The sequence below is a fragment of the Nostoc sp. JL33 genome (assembly GCF_017114985.1).
In the GTDB taxonomy this organism is placed as follows: domain Bacteria; phylum Cyanobacteriota; class Cyanobacteriia; order Cyanobacteriales; family Nostocaceae; genus Nostoc.
Window position 1 is genome coordinate 22,352 of sequence record NZ_JABXKP010000103.1, and the last position, 18,067, is coordinate 40,418.

Consider the following 18,067-nt stretch of genomic DNA (forward strand, 5'->3'; position numbering starts at 1 on the left):
TAGCGATACCGAAATCTGCTTTTCTTAGCTAACACCAGTTGGATAGTTAAGTTTAGGCTTTGCTAAGTTATGTAAATAAATTTAACAAAAATATTACAAATAGTCAATTAGACTTGACAAAAAAAGACTGATGTATTCCATAAAAGCTACTTGTCAGGGAAAGTATGGAATTATTTTTGGAGGTGTAGTAAGTGAAGTAGGGAAAATAAAACGGGTTACTGGCTAAGATAGTGACATGAAAATGAGAACTGATGTGCTTTGAGGAGTGGAAAAACTGAGCGATTAGCTGCATAAATCAGGGTAGCCGGAATTAAGCCAGAGATTTTATAAGCTAGCTACTAGATCACCAAAGTCTTTACAATTCCTTTGTTAGCTCAAAAAGTATTTCTCGACCTATGACGAATCAAGCTCCTATCCCGGTTATTGTCAACGGTGCTGCTGGTAAAATGGGACGTGAGGTGATTAAGGCGGTGGCGCAAGCGCCAGACTTAAACCTAGTGGGTGCAATTGACCACAGTCTTGAACATCAAGATAAAGACGCTGGAGAGTTGGCGGGTTTAAGCGAACCCCTGGAAGTGCCGATTACCAATCAATTAGAACCGATGTTGGGATATGTGGCTGGCGACAGACAGTCTCCTCCAGGGGTGATTGTAGACTTTACCCATCCCGATTCAGTTTATGACAATATTCGCAGTGCGATCGCCTACGGAATTCGTCCTGTAGTTGGCACCACTGGGTTAAGTCCAGAACAAATTCAAGACTTGGCAGATTTTGCCGACAAAGCTAGCACTGGTTGTCTAATTATTCCTAATTTTTCCATTGGGATGGTGCTGTTGCAACAAGCTGCGATCGCAGCCTCCAAATATTTTGACCATGTGGAAATTATCGAACTGCATCATAATCAAAAAGCTGATGCTCCCAGTGGTACTGCCATTCAAACGGCGCAGTTATTAGGAGAATTGGGTAAAACTTTTAACCCTGCTGTTGTAGAAGAAACGGAGAAATTACCAGGAGCTAGAGGCAGTATAGCAGATGAAGGGATTAGAATTCATAGCGTGCGCTTGCCAGGATTGATTGCCCATCAGGAAGTTATTTTTGGCGCAGCAGGACAGATTTATACTTTACGACATGATACGAGCGATCGCGCTTGCTATATGCCAGGAGTGCTACTAGCAATTCGCAAAGTCTTAGCGCTAAAGTCGTTAGTATATGGATTAGAAAAGATACTTTAAACTTTAAACACACTATTGGGCATTCATCACTCAGCACTCATGTTAGTACCACTGACTCGCCAAAAATTTGAACAAGTTGTCCCCCTAATTGCCACTGGTTTGCAGTACAAGTACTACTGGGGGAAGTTCTCAAATTTTTTGCAACGGCTGTTAATTTCTGTAGTTGCCGTAGTTGCTATTTTGTTGGTGACATTCGTTTTCAAACTTGAGTTTGCTTCAATAGTATTTGTGCTAGGGGTAGTGAGCGCTTTTTTTTGGCTGTGGTATCCAGTCTTTCAAGCAAGTATGCGGAATTTGCAATGCCGCCGTTATAAGTATGGCGGCTTTTTCCGTGGTCAAGTGCTAGATTGGTGGATCACAGACCAGTTGATGGGTAAAACCGAAACAGTCAACAACAAAGGCGAATTGGTAATTGTAGAAAACCGAGAAAAACAGATTAACCTAGAGGTGGGTGATGACACAGGATTTAGCATTCAATTTGTAGCACCATTACGTTCTGCCCACAAAGTTATTACTCGCGGGCAAATTGCAGAAATGGTAGTGATGTCAAATCGCGCAGATTTGAGCAGTATTGAAGAATTCAGCGATATATACTTTCCCAATCGTGACCTCTGGGTGAGCGATTATCCTTATCTGCGGCGGGATTTCTTTAACGACATCGGTCGCCGCTTGCGTGAAGACCAACAACAAAAGCCCCGTCGGCGGCGTCGTAGAGTAGAGGATTGAAGAACAAGTCAGACAATTTTGGATTTTGGATTTTAGATTTTAGATTGAAAAGAGCAATCAAGTCACTTGCTCTGTCATTTAATCTTAGATTTTGCCCAAAGTTGCTCTTGCGGCTCTGCCGCGCCACTTCCTATAACGGGGGGAACCCCCGCAACGGAGTGGCTTGACTTGAGCAAACTTTCCAAGACGGATTAAAGAATTATTCTCGCGTTTAAATTCGGGGGTTTCTCTACGAGACGCTACGCGAACAGACCTTTTTAAATAATGGAACGCAAGAATCTTCTCTACGAGAGGCTTCGCCAACAATCCAAAATCCAAAATTTAAAATCTAAAATTCGGTGAAGCAGGCAGAGGAGGATGTAATCAGTATGGGCTTCTCTTTCCTGCCCTATACTTCCTGCCTTCTTGCTAACGAGAACATCCCACTTTGATGAGTTTCCCTTGCAAACCATAAGTCACTGTCCCACAAACAAAACCTGCGGACTTAGACTCTAGATAAGTCTCCGTTGGCGGATTTTGTTTATCTAGCCGCAATTTCCAATCGCCAGATATTTTTTCTAGGGTGGGATGCTTACTTAAAAACTGTGAGTCTGCAACAATATCGTGAGGGCCCTTAACACTTATTTTAGAAGTATTCAGGTAGATATTATAATCATAAATAACGTTTTGATTTTTAATATTAATATTAATATCTTTTCCAGGGAAAGCATAGAGAATGTTATTTAAAATTTTCACATCAGATGACGTATGAGCATATATTTGTGCGCCTTTAATTTCTGGACTCTGATTATTTAAAACAGCAGTGTTATTTAGAATATCAACATGATCGCTAAAAAATGCATGAATACCTGATCCACCATTATTAAATGTCAGATTATTTTTAACTAAAGTACGCCCTTTGTATGCACCCAATTTTGGGTTATTATCATTCCTTGAACTATCAATAATAATGCCATTACCGTCTGTGATCTTTCCGACTGCAATCCAAGGGATGTACATGCGATTGTTGTAGCTCTTGTTGTTGGTCACCAACATCTTGTATCCCTGGTTGTTGTCAAAATTCCAATTGCTCAACATCGAAATGCCACTATTACCATAGATTGAGTACCAGGCATTATTGAACACCACGTTATTATCTACTGTCACATAGTCCGATTGGATTACTGAAATACCTCCTCCTCCACAGTCATGAACTTTGTTGTTCAGAATACGGATGTGATGAACATGATCACTGGTTCGTCCGTCAATGTTTATACAGTTTCCGTTCGTCAGTGGGTTTTGTTTGTTAGTCTTCTGACTCATCGCATAATCAAGGGTTACATTGGCATTGTTACCTATGACCTCCAGCCCATTTATCTCAATATATGAAGCTCCATTTGAAACTAGGATACCGTTCCATGTATTGTGCTGAATTTTTGGGAAATGCCCAGGATATGCTTTATACCTAATCCATCCTTTTGCATTTCCAGAACGTTTAATATTTACTACACTCCCAACTTTGGGTAAATTTGTGTATACTCCGTTCATAATCAATACTGTATCGCCAGGCTTAGTCAAATCTGCTGCCTTTTGAATTGTCCTAAAGGCGGATGAAGAAGAAACTCCACTATTTTTGTCGTTTCCAGTACCACTAACATAGTATGTTTTCGGAGTCGCGTTAGTGCTGATTACCTCGCGGCTGGGTAGGCTCATTTCCTTGTTAGTGGATACCTGACGGGCGTTTTCAAAATATACTTTTATCCATTCTCCCCCAGCCAAAAGAGTTAGGATCACGGGAATTGCAAGATATGCTTTTAAACTGAAACCTTGAATTATCACAATAAAATGCTCCTTTATCAGCACTCCTAAACAAAAATATCAAGATATTCAGTACTTTTAAATAGTATTTAGCATAAAGGATAGGATAGAGCGAACTTTCCTAACTCCCGCGATTTTTATCTTGTCCATAGGCTTGCCATGCCAAGTCTACCAATCCATCAACGATCGCAGCTGCTACAACTGCATTACCTTTGCGACTGTCAATTGTAATGTGAGGTACTAAAGAATCTCGTAAGCGCTCCTTAGCTTCATCAACATTTATAAATCCCACTGGAGTCGCAATTATCAAAGCAGGTCTAATTTCCTCAGCTTCAATTAAATCCACCAGTGCTGTTAGTGCTGTTTGCGCCTGACCCACCACAAAAATGCCCTCTGGATAACGCTTTGCTAAGGTTTCTATTCCCCATGCGGCGCGAGTTTTTTCTTTTTGAGGGCGTGTCACAGCTTCCATACTGCAATACACCGGATTGGCAAAGGTATTTTGAATCTCGTAGGCAATACCTACTTGTACCATCGGCACATCTACGACAATTGTGGTACGCGCGGCTAGTGCTGCTGCTCCAGCTTGCAAGGCACGCTCAGAGAAACGAATCAAAGACTTATACTCAAAGTCAGCCGTGGCGTAGATTATCCGACGGACAATCTCATACTCTGCGGGTGAAAACACATGATTGTCAATTTCACTATCAATGATTGCTAAACTTTGAGCATCTGTTACGTGCCATTCCATTTTTGTTGAGCTTCTTCTCAAATATTAGTTTTCAGCTTATCAGCTTCAGAGAGTTAGGAGTTAGGAGTTAGGAGTTATAAGTTTTTAATTTACTCATAACTTAGCGAAAAGTTTGAGCGGCGGCCCAAGCCGCCGCTCAAATCTTCGGTACTCATAACTCATTACTGGAAGAAGACCGACTGAAAATAGGAGATAGGTAGGCAACCAAGACGCCGATAAGAAAACCAGAGATATTGCGAACTAGAGGTACCCAGTCGCTTGTGCGTGTCACCACTGGCCCAATACCAAAGGCAATAAACAAGATTCCCCACAAAGGTGAGAAAATTAAAGCCCATTGCCAAGCAAAAATTTGTCCTTTATTGCGGGGTTGAGCTGCAAATCCACAAATCACCCCACCAATAACTGAGGTAATCAAGGTGAGAATCCACTGCTCTCGTGGCAGTCCGGGGACAACATTGCAACCACCTTTGAGCAAACAGCCTTTAACCGATTCTAAGGCTTGCAGAATGGCTTGATCTTCCCCTTGTTCGCGGACAAAGTACAAATTACCGAAGCGGGTTTGCAGTTCTATCCAGAAAGTCCGGGGTAAAAGTTTATAAACAGCATCACCAACGCTAAAACTGAGGATGTTACCGCCACGAGAATCGGCAACTAGGAGAATGCTTTTGTCATCCAAACCCCAATATTTTATGACTGCTCGACCTGGAGTGCGGTCATATTGGGTCAATACTCGCAGTTTCCAGCCCGTATCGGCTTCAAACTGCTCTAATTCTTTGACAAGCTTTTCTTCTTGCAGCACAGGAAGAGATTTAGCTAAGTCTACAACTGGGGTAAAGGTGGCAGGGAGTAAGTCAGGATTGTCATAAGCCAGTGCTGGGGGAGAATGCATCACCCAAATTGACCCAGCCAGAAAAAATACTGCAATAGATACCAGAATTCGTCGCCAAAAACAAGATTGCATGGACGTTTTTATACAAATATCAACGGTAGAAGTGAACAAGTTGTTTTAAAAGAGTATTGGAAAAGTGATAGTTCTTTACACTTGTTTACTTTACTCTAATCTAAGGGATCAACGCAAAGGGTTTTTGGGAGTGGGTAGTCGGGAGTGGAAGTTAAAGATAAGGTGTATTTTGTCAATCAGTTAAAATACTCAAAATATCCCAATACGGCTCAGTTAAGGATAATCGTAGGTTGGGTTTCACTTCCCTACGGGACGCTGTTCGCGTTCGTTCAACCCAACCTACGCAGTTTAAGGTTTTTGGCGCTAACCCAAGCGTATTGCAAAATATCCTTAATAAAAATGATAATCGTGGCTGGGGAGAGGAGTAAGACTCAAAATTGACTAAGCCATAGTGGAGTTCCCCATACAATAAAAGGGGAATGATTAGAGATCAGAGATGACTAACAAAGAATTATTAATCCAAGAAATAGAAACTTTACCGCCGGAGTTGCTAACAGAAGCACCCAATTTGATCCGTTCTATTAAGGTTAACTATACAAAAAAGAAGTTGGAAGCAGGTAAGCTTGAACCTATCCCTTTAAGCGATTCTACAGAAACTTCTAGCGATCAAGAGCAACTTACATACCGTCCTGCTTCGGGACGCTCCATCCTTCGACACGCTGGTACTTGGGAAGGTGACGACTTTGAAGAATGCCTTCAAGCAGTATATGCTACTCGTGGTCAAGCTAAATTTGATGACGAAAACCTATTTGAATAATGTATTTCGGCTTGATTAAAATATGCTTCACCTGTTTTCCCAAATTGCCGAATACAATGCCAAAGTTTATCCATAAACAAAAAAAATCGCTTTTTTTTAAGCTAATGAAATAGTACGTTTTGACACCGTAACAAGAAAGATTAGCAATGCCCCATGCCCTTTTTTTTGCTCAATCTTCATCATCAAAATTGGTTTCCCAGCTAGCAGCGTCGTTGTAACCGTCATTAACACGGTATACTTCTGCTTTGCTCCGACGATTTTCTTGCTTGAGGACTTCTCGTTCTCGCAACGTTAGTGGTGGTTTTTCATTGCTTAGGGTGCGATCGCTTGTTCGCCTCGTGGGTTTTTGGCGCGTGAAGTTTCTCCAAGCGGCTTTTGCGCCAACAAAGATGCTGCGTGTACCCACTTGCAGATTTTGAGCCTGAATTCTTGCAGTATCAAGGCTTTGATCAACTTGTTTGACGACTTGATTAGCACTTTTTACACCTTCACTGACATCATCAGTTAAGTCAGTGATTTCCAAACCAGTCACGCGGATAGCTTCTAGAGTGGGCGGTAACTCCCGCGAGAGTGTATCAAATAGCTTTTCTGCACTACGAGCCGCGCGTGCTAACTCTTGCAAAGCCGGTATTGCCGCCACTAAAACCGCAGTCAAACTTGTGGCGACTAAAAGTAAGGAAAGTCCCAACCAGAACAGGGGATCAATCACGGTTATGTCATTTATGAGCGTTCTAATTGCTGGGGAAGAGAATCTGAGTCTTCAACAGATGTTTGCCGTTTCAAGACTTGGCTTTCTCGTTGACTGGCATCTACACCTGCTGCGATCGCTTCCTGTAATCTGTCTAAAGTCTCATCCCAGTTTCGTAGTGCGATCGCAGAGAGACGATCTGCCTGGATTTGCACACTCGTTGATAAATCTTCTGCCAATTCTGGGATAGCATTGGCAGATTTTTTCAAAATTTTACGCGTTTCGCGCCCTGTGCGCGGAGCTACGAGCAAACCGGTCAAAGCACCGATGGTAGCTCCCAGCATCAAACCGCCAATAAATACTCCAGAACGGTTATTAGACATCTTGTTGTTTCTCTCCTTACACCCATTTTAGGTGGGTTTTCTCTCCTTGTAAGACTCCACCGATTTTATTCAGTTAATCTATCGTGACAATATATCAGCCCGAAATGTTGCTTTTATTCATTAAATCTCAAAACTATTAATTACTTATAATTCAAAACTCCCCGTGCCTGTTAAAGTTTTTATGCCTCCGGTAAGCATTCTGGCGGGCTTTTAAGTCCCAAATCGGCGCGTCCCGGTGTCCTCGCATCAGCCCTAATTATAAATGTTCATGAAGCTGACATAACTCATTTTCCAACAGTTCTTTTCCCAGATGTTAACACTAGCTTACGAAAATAACGCTGCCAAATTTGCCGTCCTAGCAAAAGTAGACTGATAATTTGCCGCACTTGTTGGATTTGCATTTGTAGCGCTTGATTTTTTTGCCGTAAGTTATAAATATTCTCTTGGCTGAGATAAATATTTTCGGGTGCTTTATTCAGTGCTGCATGGGTACAACTTTCATAGGCGGTTAACCTATCTGTTATGTATGCTAGCTGCTGCTTGAGTTGCCACACCCGCCAAGCCACATAGAATAGTATCAGCGAAATCAGGGTGTTAGCGAGGATAACTAAAATTACCATTGTTTACCTTCACCAATATCAGCTTTGAGGGATTGTTCTATATATTTGACTTGGCTCTTATTTAATGATGAATAAACTAAAGGATAAAAATTATCGCACAAAGTACAGCCTGGATTATGGCAATATAGAGCAGTTAGATAATGCTCGCGATCGCTAATGAAAATTAGTTTAACAAAGGCTGATGGCTAAAAAATCGCCAATTCGCCAATTTTGTAACAACTATATGCCCACACCTCGCAAAACCACAGCTACAATTGCCTTAGATTCACGACTCGGTTTGCTCCCATCAACCCGTATGCCCAATAAGCCCCAGCCTTACTACGTTCCACTCCTTAACGTGATAATCCTAGTCGATTTGCGACCTTTGTAGCATGTAAGCACAATGCCATAGCCGCTTCAACAGACGATGAGAGAACTACACTACACTCTTACGGAGGCTCGCCAGCATCGCCTTTATTATTGTGCTTCTACCTCTACCAGTTTTCGAGTCTCTCGCGTGAAGCTAACTAACATTTTGCCTGCAAAAACCTCACTAGTCAGTAGTTCACTAAGCAAAATTTGCTGGGTGTGGTCTGGGGAAAGGGAAAGTGGGAAACGAGAGAGTTTATTAATTCCTCTTCCCTCAACTTTTACAATTTTCCCAGCCGAAGGCTTCCCCCTGGTATCTCACTAATCCGTTACTGATAATGATTATTTTTTCAATACATCCAGTAGGAGTTGATGATGTCAAAAAAATTACCATCAACTAATTCCTTCCGAGCTATTTTTGTTGCTTTGACGATTGGATTTGTTGGGTGTGGAAATCAAGCTGCAAGAACCGCATTCACTCAGACAACCACCCAGGTAAATGAGAATCTTCCCCAAGTCGTAGCAACTACAAGCGTACTGTGTGACTTAACCAGACAGGTTGCCGGGAATACAGTTAACCTCACCTGCTTAATTTCCCCTACAGCCGACCCCCAATTTTATAAACCAAAACCGGAAGATCGTAGAGCCATTCAGCAAGCTAATCTGATTCTCTATAATGGCTATAATTTAGAACCAAATCTGATCAAATTAATTAAAGCGACTAAAAACAGTGCACGGAAAATAGCCGTCGGTCAACTAGCAGTGTCTAAGCCACAAAAATTTCAGAAAGGCGGCAAGAATGTAACTGATCCTTATCTTTGGCACAATACCAAAAATGCGATCAGAATGGTGGAAGTAATTAATAGTAACCTGAGAAAATTAGAATCTAATGATGCAGCGACTTATAGCAGCAATACCAAAAAAATCACAAATGAACTCACTCAACTAGATAGCTGGATTAAGTCAAGAATTACGAGTATTCCTACCAAAGAACGCAAGCTAGTTACAACCTCTGATGCACTGGGCTATTACGCCAAAGCATACGGTATTCCATTAGCAGGGGGATTACAAGGTATTAGTACTGACGAAAACCTCACAGATGCAAGAGATAAAAATTTGGTGACAAATATTAAACGGGCTAAAGTTTCAACAATTTTTTCGGAAGCGGCAATTAATCCTAATTTGCTTCAATCTGTAGCAAGAGTTGCTGAAGTGAAAATTTCTCAGAGGAAGTTGTATGCTAAGGGACTTGGTGAACCAGAAAGCGAGGGGGACACTTATCAGAAAATGATGATTGCCAATACACGCACAATTGTAGAAGGGTTAGGAGGGACGTATTTAATGTTTGAAGCGAAAAGTCCTAAGTAGTTATAACATCAATTCAGTAATCTGATAAACCGAGTTTTTTAGATTACACAAAGCTCGGTTTATCAGCCTCTTTTTTAAAATTTGGATTTTGAATCTTCTCTTCTTAGGCTTCGCCAACAATCCAAAATCCAAAATTTAAAATCTAAAATTCGGTTAGGTTAAGCTCTACTCACTCTTATGAGGAAATGCTAGATCAGAAACGGGGAAATATATCAAATAAAGTGTGAATTTTATTTCTCGAATCTGATATCAATAACAGTTGCATTAAAGTTGTAGTTAAAGCCTTCTAACTCAAATGGCATACCAATTTTCACTTTACTGCTACCTAGAACTAGTCCGCTTTCAGTACGTTGGGCTTTACCTTCTAAGGTTAAAACCATATCTGTACTAAAATTGTTACTTTTTGGATCTGGCAATTCTTTAACAGTGCCATCAGGTTGAGGAATATTGATTGTTCTAGGTAGCTGTTGAATGGATTTAATCCCTATTTCTCCATAGGGTTGATTGCGGATAATTACATTAGTTTTCCCGCCTTTTTTTAAGCCGTTGTCAAATAATTGCTCAGGATCACGTACATTCAAACCACGAACTATTAAGTCTACTTCTATGGGTACTGTTTTCGCTCCGACTTGGGCAACAGAACCAGAAGTGCCAGGAAAGACAAAGATGCCAAATATAACTAGCAGAATTACCAGTGCAGCAGCTAAATCTAAGAGGTTGATTTTGCCGAACAAACGACCTTTTGAATCTAAAATAGCCATAAAAAGTTTTCCGAGGTAATAGCGAAGTAATTGATTGTAGCAAGAAGGTTTTCGATGGGAATAGCAATTTTCCCTATTTGGTAATAACTCAAAGCGGCTGGGCGTTGCGGTTATGCGACAGTTTATCACGAGTTCGTAAGTTCGGAGTGGCGGCAGATGACTCTCAAACTTTTGCCTGTTACGACTGACGCACCCAGAAGGTAAAATCTAGTGTTTAAGCCTATTCCTAGAGGGAATCCCTAGCCGTCCACAATTCGTTAGATTTGCCTAAGCATTGGCTGTATAACAACCCCTTTGAGCTTCAGTTAAGAATGCAACTTAGAATGATCTAAAACCGTCTGATAATTTATCTCATTATTTTATGTTCTCCCGAAATAATCTTCAGAGCGTATTATGTTCAATCGGAAAGGTTTTGTGGCAAATTCCCGTGTGTGGCGGCATCGCTGGTTTTATCCTTTAATTTCGGTGGTAGTCGCCCTGAGTGTGTGTCTGAGTACACCCTTGCCTGGAAGAACTTTAGACTTCTTGCCTCTTCTACTCCAAGGAGTTCAGGCATTTCAGCTTTCTAATATATCCCCTAACCAAGAAGTTGATCTTGGTAAGCAGATTAATCAGGAATTAGTCGGCAGTCAAGTCCGGCTTTACCGCAATCCCGAAGTTAATCGCTATGTAACCCAAGTTGGTCGGCGTTTAGCAGCTAATAGCGATCGCCCCGATCTCCCCTATACCTTCCAAGTAGTTCAGGATGACACTATTAATGCTTTTGCTACCTTGGGCGGCTATGTATATGTCCACACGGGTTTGCTGAAAACCGCAGACAATGAAGCGGAACTAGCAAGTGTACTCGCCCATGAAATTGGTCACATTGGCGGGAAACACGTAGTCAAACAGATGCAGCAAAAAGCGCTCGAAAGTGGCCTATTAACAGCTGCTGGCTTAGACCGGAGTACGGCGGTGCAAATTGGTGTACAGTTAGCACGAGACTTGCCACGCAGTCGTAAAAATGAATTTGAGGCTGATCAAAGAGGATTAAGAACTTTGACACGCACTGGTTATGCTCAGTCTGCAATGGTTTCCTTTATGCAAAAGCTGCTGAAAAAGGGTGGTTCTGCTCCGACATTTTTGAGTACGCACCCCGGAACCAGCGATCGCATTGATGCCCTCAGACTTGCAATTAACTCTCAGCCTAGTAATGGAAATTATGGCTTGGATAAAGCTAGTTATAAAGCTAGTATTCGACCATTAGCAAGGTCTTGAGGGTATTGGGCAAAACAGTTTCAAGTTAAGAGTCCTGAGTAAAGAAGTGATATTCCCCACTCAGCACAGGCTAAACCCTAGCTATCCGCTAACAGCGCTACTACTCCCCCACTCCCTCTGATCTCAAAATATTGCTCAATTCTTATTGCGGCGATCTACTTTGATTTTGGCTGGATCAACTTTGATCACTACATCTTTTAAGGGGAGAGCACGAATATAGTTTCTAAAAATATTAACTTGATAAACCAACTGATTTGTAACATCCAGTCCAGTTAACCACCCACTCTTGGGATGATAAGCACCAGTATCTATGTCTAGCCATCCCTGTCCTTGTGCCAGTTTTCCAGGAGAAACACCTGGCAGAGTAAAAGTAATGGTGTGACCGATGATAATTTGCTTATCGGGGAAGTAGGGTTTTTCAATACTATGAAATTCCTCTCGTATCCAACACAGTTGATCAGCAGTTTGTTCTGTCACCGACTTGGAAGGGTCAACACCAGCATGAGCTAACCATATATCCCCCAAGTCGAGATATGTAGGCAAACTCTTGAACCAATCCAGATGGTCATCAGGAATTTGAGCCTCCTGGTAACTGTCCACGGTAGCTTGCCCTCCACTATACAGCCATGCTTGCATCGTCGGGGAGGAGGTTCTTTCATTGGTCAGAATGTTTAATAACATCTGCTCATGATTTCCCAGCAAACATGGGTAGTTATTTCGCTTGACAAAATTCACTACTTGTGCGCTATGAGGGCCGCGATCAATTAAGTCTCCTAGAAAATAGACTTGATCCTCTGAGGTGGGGGCGATCGCCTCCAACAATGTCATCAAACCTTCATAGTGACCATGCACATCCCCAATTACAATTCGTCTGGGGCTAATTTCGTTCATTGTCTCTTAGCTTCAATAGTTTTGGCTAATACTTCTGCTACAGTCTAAGCTTTCTGGTTTCCGCAATCACAGGTAAAAATACTGAACAAGTTTTATTTTAATTTAATTATTCTCCCACAAATAAAAATAATCTATGATGCTAATGGGGTAAAATATATAGTTTTGAGTGCTAAAAAAGAAAATCAGCAAATTTCATTTATGTTGTTAGCTTAAAATTTAAGCTGTTACTGTATAGCTGATTTTCCATCTCACAATGTCTAAGGATTTCTCTGCTGATACTAGTTCGCGTATCTGCAAACAGATGAATGATAATCATGCTAAGGCTTTTGGCTTTTGGCGGTATAACAGATGCGATCGCTTGCATTAGTTAAGGTTGTGAGACGCTATCACAATCTTGATTTTCTTTCTTCGATCATACTTAAATCCCACATTCTGCCGGTGCTTCGGCGTAGCCCGCCGCAGGCATGGTAAGTGCTGTATTTTTCAAAATGATCTAAATGCTGCATTTTAGAAGCATGACAGCATCACCACTAGATATTAGGGTAAAATATTGACCACTGCGGCATAAGGCTGGGGTTGTACAATTTCAAGCTTCCAGTCTGAAGAATAATCAGGCAACTCATAGCCAACGCTCTTAACATGAGCCAACATCAACTCATCCCGTTGATGCCAAACTGCAAATATTCTCTCCCTGCCATCATGAAGGGTTTCTAAGTCGATTTGATAAACCTCATTTACCCGCTTTAGTTTCAAGCCCAACAAATTGAACAGTCGGCTGAGTATTTTTATTGCCGAAACCTGCTCTTTCTCCCCGATTAAGTTAATACTAAGCGCTCTCTTAATATGCCTACTATGCTGAAAAACAACATTTTTAAGCAATATCAAATCTGTATTACTCTCGGTAAATTCTCGTTTTTGTTCGAGAAACTGAAGCATTCCCAAAGCTCTCATCGCCTCAACTTTGAGCGTGTAAGTTTTTAAATCTGGTAGAAAAACTTTCCCTTCACCCCAAGACAGTTGCTGATGCCATTCTTGCTGATCTCTAACGTGAAAATACTCGCTTTCGTGAGTTAGATAATAATGAATTAACAGTTGACAATAATATCCGTGGTCATCCTGCAATTTTAGCCCAGGAGTAACTTCTACACCATATCTTTGTCTGAGAACATATTTATTAATTTGGTTGCGTTCTCCATCAGTCAGAGAATGCTTCACTAATAGCTGCTCATATTCTACATAATCGATATCTTGAGCATTAGCTACAGCAGCTGCTAGCGATAGTTGATTTTGCTGCTTAATATCTTTAATTTTGCGTTTAATTTCTTTAGCTTTTTGACGGCTTTGCGCCCAATCTTTTTGAACTTTGACAATTTCCAAAACTAATCTTCTGCGGGTAGCTAAATCATCCGCGTCAGTTGCCAAAAAGGCCAGGCGTAAATCTCGAATAATATTATTGTGAACAGCATTACTCCGCAGCTGAATTTGATGCCCATCAGCAATCAAACCATCTTGCATCGATTGACGGTAGAGCCGGATAGAAGCATTTACCCGTGCAGATAACTTAGCCCAAGTTCGCAAATGAATCGGGTCATGAACTAAAGGTAAATCCACATCTATTTTATGTAATGGACTAAGCAAAGCTAAGTTTTCTTTTTGATTTTCTTGATACCAATCAGATAGCAAACGATAATTTGTACTACCACTACCAATTAAGCCAATACCTCGTTTCGCGCACCAGACAACACGCGGCACATCATCCCGCACTCTTGCTAATGCTTGTCTTGCTTCCGAGTCAGGAATTACCCCTTGAAAAATGCCATAAACTCGGTCGAAATGTTGGACATCAATACTAATTCCCGTACCAAGGCTAGGGGTAACAAAAACGCCATCATATTCAGAGATTTTATCATTGATAGCGGCGATAAAATCAACGGCTTCGTGTCCAGGTGTGTTTGTAGTATGGCTACTAACTACTAAGGTTTTAGGAAATTGCCGTCGGAATTTTTCTAACCGCTCTTTGAGATAACGTTCAATGGTTTCACAACTGTAACGCCCAGCGCGACTATCGGTAGTAACATAACATTTACGTCCAGCAAGTAAATCCAATTCCAGTTGGTGAATTAGCGGTGTTGGGTTCGGCGAATCATAAAAAGTTACGTCCCAACCATGCTGAGGTTTCCACTGGTTGAGAACTACCCAAGGTGTTAATTTAATTCCTGCCAATCCCTGTAAATATTCAAGTGACACATCTGATAAATCAGCATCTTGGGCAATTACTAACCCCCCAGTTGTTAAAACTGTGGAAATTAGTTGCTGGAATAATTTTAATATCTTTACACGCTTATGTTTACAAGTATTACTGTTTAATAGATGCCACAAAGACTGCTCTACTTCATCCAGGATTACTATTGCTCCCCGCCAATTTTCAGGGTTAAGTTTCCAAATAGAATCAACGCACAATCCAAGAGATTGCTGAGGTGAGAGTGAGCGGAGAATGGGAGGAGCGGGGGTAAGTGTTTTATCAATCCTTTTCTCTGGATCTTCTTTATGTGTTCCCCATTGAATACCAATTTTCTCACACAAAAATCTTCCTAGTAGAATTCTGTGAGTAATTAATAAAACAGGTTGATTTCTAACTTTTGCTTGCTGAACAACGGCTTGCAGTGCTGTAGTTTTACCCGTTCCTTTTGCTGATTTGACTCCTACTAATCCAGAGGTGGGGAAAGGTATTTCACTTATATAAGGGCGATTCAAGGTGAGTGCAGCAGGAATGCTTAACTCGGTGTGGGGTTTGGTTTGAGCAAGATAAATTTCTAAATCAACACTTTGACGATAAACTTTCTCGAAACTACTTGCACCTTTCGCAACGATAAACTCATCAACTCCTTTTTCTATTCCTGGAAGTTCGATGACTTTAACAGTGCAATTTTTTTGCTGGAATAAACAACTAAGTTGAGAAATAGCATTATTTACAGCAGCAATTTTTTTAGCTTGAGTTTCAAAATCAAAACAAATATAAAAGCTACGCTTTGTAATCGCAAACGCTGCTAAATCGGGAATTAGCTGACGACGGGTAACTTTACCAAATTCGTCTTTGACAACCCGATAACCACTGGTAATTCCGGGAATGGCAATAGCTGCATATCCTTGCGTCAACAATGTGGCTGCTTTCTTCACACCCTCGCAGATAATGAGGGGAATATTCTGTTGCATCACCCATTGCCAAAAGCCTTCAGCTTCACCATCAGAAGTAATGGTGATATTGTCAGGCATGACCAGATTGTAACGTCCAGCGACTTGCTGCCACACTTGCAGCGTTATCCGCAAACAAAATACTCGCGTTGGCGTGCTAGGGGGATGCTCGTATTTGATGGACTTACCATTGTGATTCTGTCGCGGTTGGTTTGGCTTAAAGCATCCCCATTCCATGATTTGCCAATTATTCAAAGGGTCTAGCCCCGAACACCACCAACCACCTTCAGTGATATGAGCATAACGCTGCAACCATGCACTTTTCACCATTCCGGTATTGGTGCGGGGGAGTAGTTCAGAAATCAATAGGTACTCATAAGCAGTTACGCCTTGGAGTGACCTAAAATTGAGTTGCACTAAGTGTAAGTCTATACCACTGCTCTTGACTAATTCTTCAAGGTGTTGGGGGTGTAAATAGTGCAGATGCATAGGGAAAGACGCTAAGGGAAAGTCAATGAGATTAAAACATTAACACGCATCTGCTGTTTTTCTATAAGAGATATTGCGAGGCTTTAATGATGCTTTTTTTACTTCGTTGTCGGAGACACATCGGTTAAGACTCTAGTGGGTTATTCTGCCTATTAGATCCCCGAAGTAATAATTTTGTATTGTAATATTTGTTCGCTATTAATTTTTATTTATCAGTAAATTTATTGGTTAAGGAATGCGATCGCTATAGGGTAACATATTGCAAGATAAGCTTTGTCGAGAATCGTAGACGCATAGTGGCTTGTAGCTATGTGCTATTTCAGTAGTGATATCGAGCTTGAAGAAAATCAATTCGGTCATCACTTACTAGATAAACAATCCGGTGTTCTTGAGTAAGTCACCGCGACCAAGCATCTGAATCTAAGTATTTCAATGGTTCAGGTTTTCCAATACCTGTAAAAGGATCTCGCATAATCGCTTCAACTAAGTTAAAAGCGCGAAGCGCAGTTTTGCGGTTTGTCTCTACCCAATAGGCGAGGTATTCCCAAAATTCTGGATGAAATACAGCATCTCGAACTTTATTGTCTTGAGGTTGGGTTTCATCCTTCTTCTTCGTCAATTTCCAACTCCTGACGTAGTTCGTTAATATTTTGAGGTTTTAAAGTTCTAGCTTTTGCTCTTTCCAAAGCAGTTAACAGACGGACTGCATTTTTAGGTGAACGAAGTAAATGAGATGTTTCTAGTAAACTATCTAGTTCATCAACAGCAATTAGGGCGACGCTTTCGCCTTCTTGTCGGGTAATAATTACCACTTCTCTATCTGCAATTACTTGATCGCAGAGTTCGGCTAAGTTGTTACGAGCATCAGTCAAGTTTGTCTGGTTGGACATGGTGGGAGATTTCCTAATGCTGTAGGCTTTACAGAACATAATAGCTTGACTAGTTGGAGAATTGTGTCTAAGCTAAAATCAGTATTCATAAGTGCCTTAAACTTCTAAGTACTTAGTATACAACTATGAAAAAACCTAAGGTCACAAAAAAACAGAAATATCAGTTGATTGCCGACTATTTAGCCCAACTACCCTCCGATAAACTACTATCTCAAGCAAAGACAGACGAGCAACGAATCGAGTGGTTGAGGTTAAGGCTTAACTATGGATTACTATCAGTATTTTGGAAAGAAAGTCATTCTATCCGACATAATCTATTTGACGTTATTGCTGATAATAAGCAAATTAACGCTCATACTTGTGAACACTACCGACGATGGATGAACTATCTGATGGGTTTATGGGAATTGGTACAGGTTGCTGAACCGCAATTTAGAGAAAAATGTCTAAAAGCAAACTTACCTTTTAAGTACCCTTTCCAATCTCCTTTGGAAATGTTCTTCGCATTTTTGGAAGAAGAAGCAGAAGATGAGTTTTTACCTTGTCTACAAAATCATTATGAAAAATCACTTCCAAAAATCAAGGAAATGATTAACTCAGGCAAAAAATCTCATCTAGTAGAGAATAAAAATGGAACGGCAAAGTTAGTTCTTGAGGAGCAACGTAATTCAATAGAAGTTAAAAATTATAAATCATTAGAAAAGAAGCATTTTGTTAAAGAAAGACGTTGGTACTTTCTTTTTATTACTTTTTGTCGGATAGAGGCAAGGTCAAATCGACGGATTAAAGAAAATTTTGATACCTTTATGACAGCATTTTACGAATTTCAGAATCATATAGCTACTTCAATTCGTAAGAGAGAATCAGCTACCTGGCAAAAAAGCTACTCTTATGCTTGGAAAAAAGGTACAAAGGTTTGTGCTGGTAAGGGTGGTGCTTATTCTGGTTAACAATTC

At 40.9% G+C, this 18,067-nt stretch carries 18 protein-coding genes and 1 pseudogene; 7 read left to right on the plus strand and 12 right to left on the minus strand.

Annotated elements, in window-relative coordinates:
• Nucleotides 1-395: 395 nt before the first annotated feature.
• The gene (gene dapB, locus HWQ23_RS31760; protein WP_292837623.1) at nucleotides 396-1,232 is read left to right on the plus strand and encodes a 4-hydroxy-tetrahydrodipicolinate reductase; all 837 of its coding nucleotides are present in this window, start codon (nucleotides 396-398) and stop codon (nucleotides 1,230-1,232) included.
• A 39-nt stretch (nucleotides 1,233-1,271) separates the two neighbouring features.
• Nucleotides 1,272-1,958, plus strand: coding sequence for a phosphate ABC transporter permease (locus HWQ23_RS31765; protein WP_292837625.1), 687 nt, complete (start codon nucleotides 1,272-1,274; stop codon nucleotides 1,956-1,958).
• A gap of 408 nt (nucleotides 1,959-2,366) precedes the next feature.
• Here the strand turns inward: HWQ23_RS31765 and HWQ23_RS31770 are convergent, their stop codons facing one another.
• The 3 genes from HWQ23_RS31770 to HWQ23_RS31780 form a co-directional block, all read right to left on the minus strand.
• Entirely contained in the window at nucleotides 2,367-3,776 is a 1,410-nt protein-coding gene (locus HWQ23_RS31770) for a right-handed parallel beta-helix repeat-containing protein (protein WP_292837627.1), read from the minus strand.
• Between the two features lie 100 nt (nucleotides 3,777-3,876).
• Nucleotides 3,877-4,506: a precorrin-8X methylmutase gene (locus HWQ23_RS31775; RefSeq protein WP_292837629.1), complete on the minus strand. Its 630-nt coding sequence runs from the start codon at nucleotides 4,504-4,506 to the stop codon at nucleotides 3,877-3,879.
• Between the two features lie 151 nt (nucleotides 4,507-4,657).
• Nucleotides 4,658-5,467, minus strand: coding sequence for a TPM domain-containing protein (locus HWQ23_RS31780; protein WP_292837631.1), 810 nt, complete (start codon nucleotides 5,465-5,467; stop codon nucleotides 4,658-4,660).
• A gap of 436 nt (nucleotides 5,468-5,903) precedes the next feature.
• Between HWQ23_RS31780 and HWQ23_RS31785 the strand changes: the two genes are divergently transcribed.
• A complete protein-coding gene (locus HWQ23_RS31785; RefSeq protein ID WP_292837633.1) occupies nucleotides 5,904-6,224 on the plus strand; it encodes a DUF2281 domain-containing protein in 321 nt (106 codons plus the stop codon).
• A gap of 169 nt (nucleotides 6,225-6,393) precedes the next feature.
• Here HWQ23_RS31785 and HWQ23_RS31790 read toward each other — a convergent pair whose 3' ends face one another.
• The 3 genes from HWQ23_RS31790 to HWQ23_RS31800 all read right to left on the minus strand — a co-directional run bounded on the left by HWQ23_RS31790 (nucleotide 6,394) and on the right by HWQ23_RS31800 (nucleotide 7,915).
• Nucleotides 6,394-6,933, minus strand: a complete 540-nt coding sequence (locus HWQ23_RS31790) for a DUF948 domain-containing protein (protein WP_292837635.1) — start codon at nucleotides 6,931-6,933, stop codon at nucleotides 6,394-6,396.
• A gap of 11 nt (nucleotides 6,934-6,944) precedes the next feature.
• On the minus strand, nucleotides 6,945-7,295 hold the full coding sequence (locus tag HWQ23_RS31795; protein WP_292837637.1) for a YtxH domain-containing protein: 351 nt from the start codon (nucleotides 7,293-7,295) through the stop codon (nucleotides 6,945-6,947).
• Nucleotides 7,296-7,579: 284 nt separating this feature from the next.
• Nucleotides 7,580-7,915: a hypothetical protein gene (locus tag HWQ23_RS31800; protein ID WP_292837639.1), complete on the minus strand. Its 336-nt coding sequence runs from the start codon at nucleotides 7,913-7,915 to the stop codon at nucleotides 7,580-7,582.
• Between the two features lie 181 nt (nucleotides 7,916-8,096).
• On the opposite strand from HWQ23_RS31800, the gene HWQ23_RS31805 reads away from it, so the two are divergent.
• Both HWQ23_RS31805 and HWQ23_RS31810 read left to right on the plus strand, forming a co-directional pair.
• Nucleotides 8,097-8,285: a hypothetical protein gene (locus tag HWQ23_RS31805; RefSeq protein ID WP_292837641.1), complete on the plus strand. Its 189-nt coding sequence runs from the start codon at nucleotides 8,097-8,099 to the stop codon at nucleotides 8,283-8,285.
• A 353-nt stretch (nucleotides 8,286-8,638) separates the two neighbouring features.
• Nucleotides 8,639-9,631 carry a metal ABC transporter solute-binding protein, Zn/Mn family gene (locus HWQ23_RS31810; protein ID WP_292837682.1) on the plus strand — a complete coding sequence of 331 codons (993 nt, stop codon included), beginning with the start codon at nucleotides 8,639-8,641 and terminating at the stop codon, nucleotides 9,629-9,631.
• 230 nt (nucleotides 9,632-9,861) lie between these two features.
• Here the strand turns inward: HWQ23_RS31810 and HWQ23_RS31815 are convergent, their stop codons facing one another.
• Complete coding sequence (locus HWQ23_RS31815; RefSeq protein ID WP_292837643.1) at nucleotides 9,862-10,392, minus strand: DUF4330 domain-containing protein; 531 nt, start codon at nucleotides 10,390-10,392, stop codon at nucleotides 9,862-9,864.
• A gap of 393 nt (nucleotides 10,393-10,785) precedes the next feature.
• Here HWQ23_RS31815 and HWQ23_RS31820 point away from each other — a divergent pair, with 393 nt between their 5' ends.
• The gene (locus HWQ23_RS31820; protein WP_292837645.1) at nucleotides 10,786-11,649 is read left to right on the plus strand and encodes a M48 family metallopeptidase; all 864 of its coding nucleotides are present in this window, start codon (nucleotides 10,786-10,788) and stop codon (nucleotides 11,647-11,649) included.
• 135 nt (nucleotides 11,650-11,784) lie between these two features.
• Here the strand turns inward: HWQ23_RS31820 and HWQ23_RS31825 are convergent, their stop codons facing one another.
• The 5 genes and pseudogenes from HWQ23_RS31825 to HWQ23_RS31845 form a co-directional block, all read right to left on the minus strand.
• Complete coding sequence (locus HWQ23_RS31825; protein WP_292837647.1) at nucleotides 11,785-12,540, minus strand: metallophosphoesterase family protein; 756 nt, start codon at nucleotides 12,538-12,540, stop codon at nucleotides 11,785-11,787.
• Between the two features lie 537 nt (nucleotides 12,541-13,077).
• Nucleotides 13,078-16,221, minus strand: coding sequence for a plasmid replication protein, CyRepA1 family (locus HWQ23_RS31830; protein ID WP_292837649.1), 3,144 nt, complete (start codon nucleotides 16,219-16,221; stop codon nucleotides 13,078-13,080).
• A 228-nt stretch (nucleotides 16,222-16,449) separates the two neighbouring features.
• Nucleotides 16,450-16,581, minus strand: a complete 132-nt coding sequence (locus HWQ23_RS31835) for a hypothetical protein (RefSeq protein WP_292837684.1) — start codon at nucleotides 16,579-16,581, stop codon at nucleotides 16,450-16,452.
• A pseudogene (locus HWQ23_RS31840) lies at nucleotides 16,541-16,840 on the minus strand (Txe/YoeB family addiction module toxin). Before HWQ23_RS31840 ends, HWQ23_RS31835 begins: the two are co-directional and overlap by 41 nt.
• Nucleotides 16,821-17,111, minus strand: a complete 291-nt coding sequence (locus tag HWQ23_RS31845; RefSeq protein ID WP_292837650.1) for a type II toxin-antitoxin system Phd/YefM family antitoxin — start codon at nucleotides 17,109-17,111, stop codon at nucleotides 16,821-16,823. The pseudogene HWQ23_RS31840 and the gene HWQ23_RS31845 overlap by 20 nt, the downstream one beginning before the upstream one ends.
• A 125-nt stretch (nucleotides 17,112-17,236) precedes the next feature.
• Between HWQ23_RS31845 and HWQ23_RS31850 the strand changes: the two genes are divergently transcribed.
• The gene (locus HWQ23_RS31850; RefSeq protein WP_292837651.1) at nucleotides 17,237-18,061 is read left to right on the plus strand and encodes a hypothetical protein; all 825 of its coding nucleotides are present in this window, start codon (nucleotides 17,237-17,239) and stop codon (nucleotides 18,059-18,061) included.
• The last annotated feature ends 6 nt before the right edge of the window (nucleotides 18,062-18,067 follow it).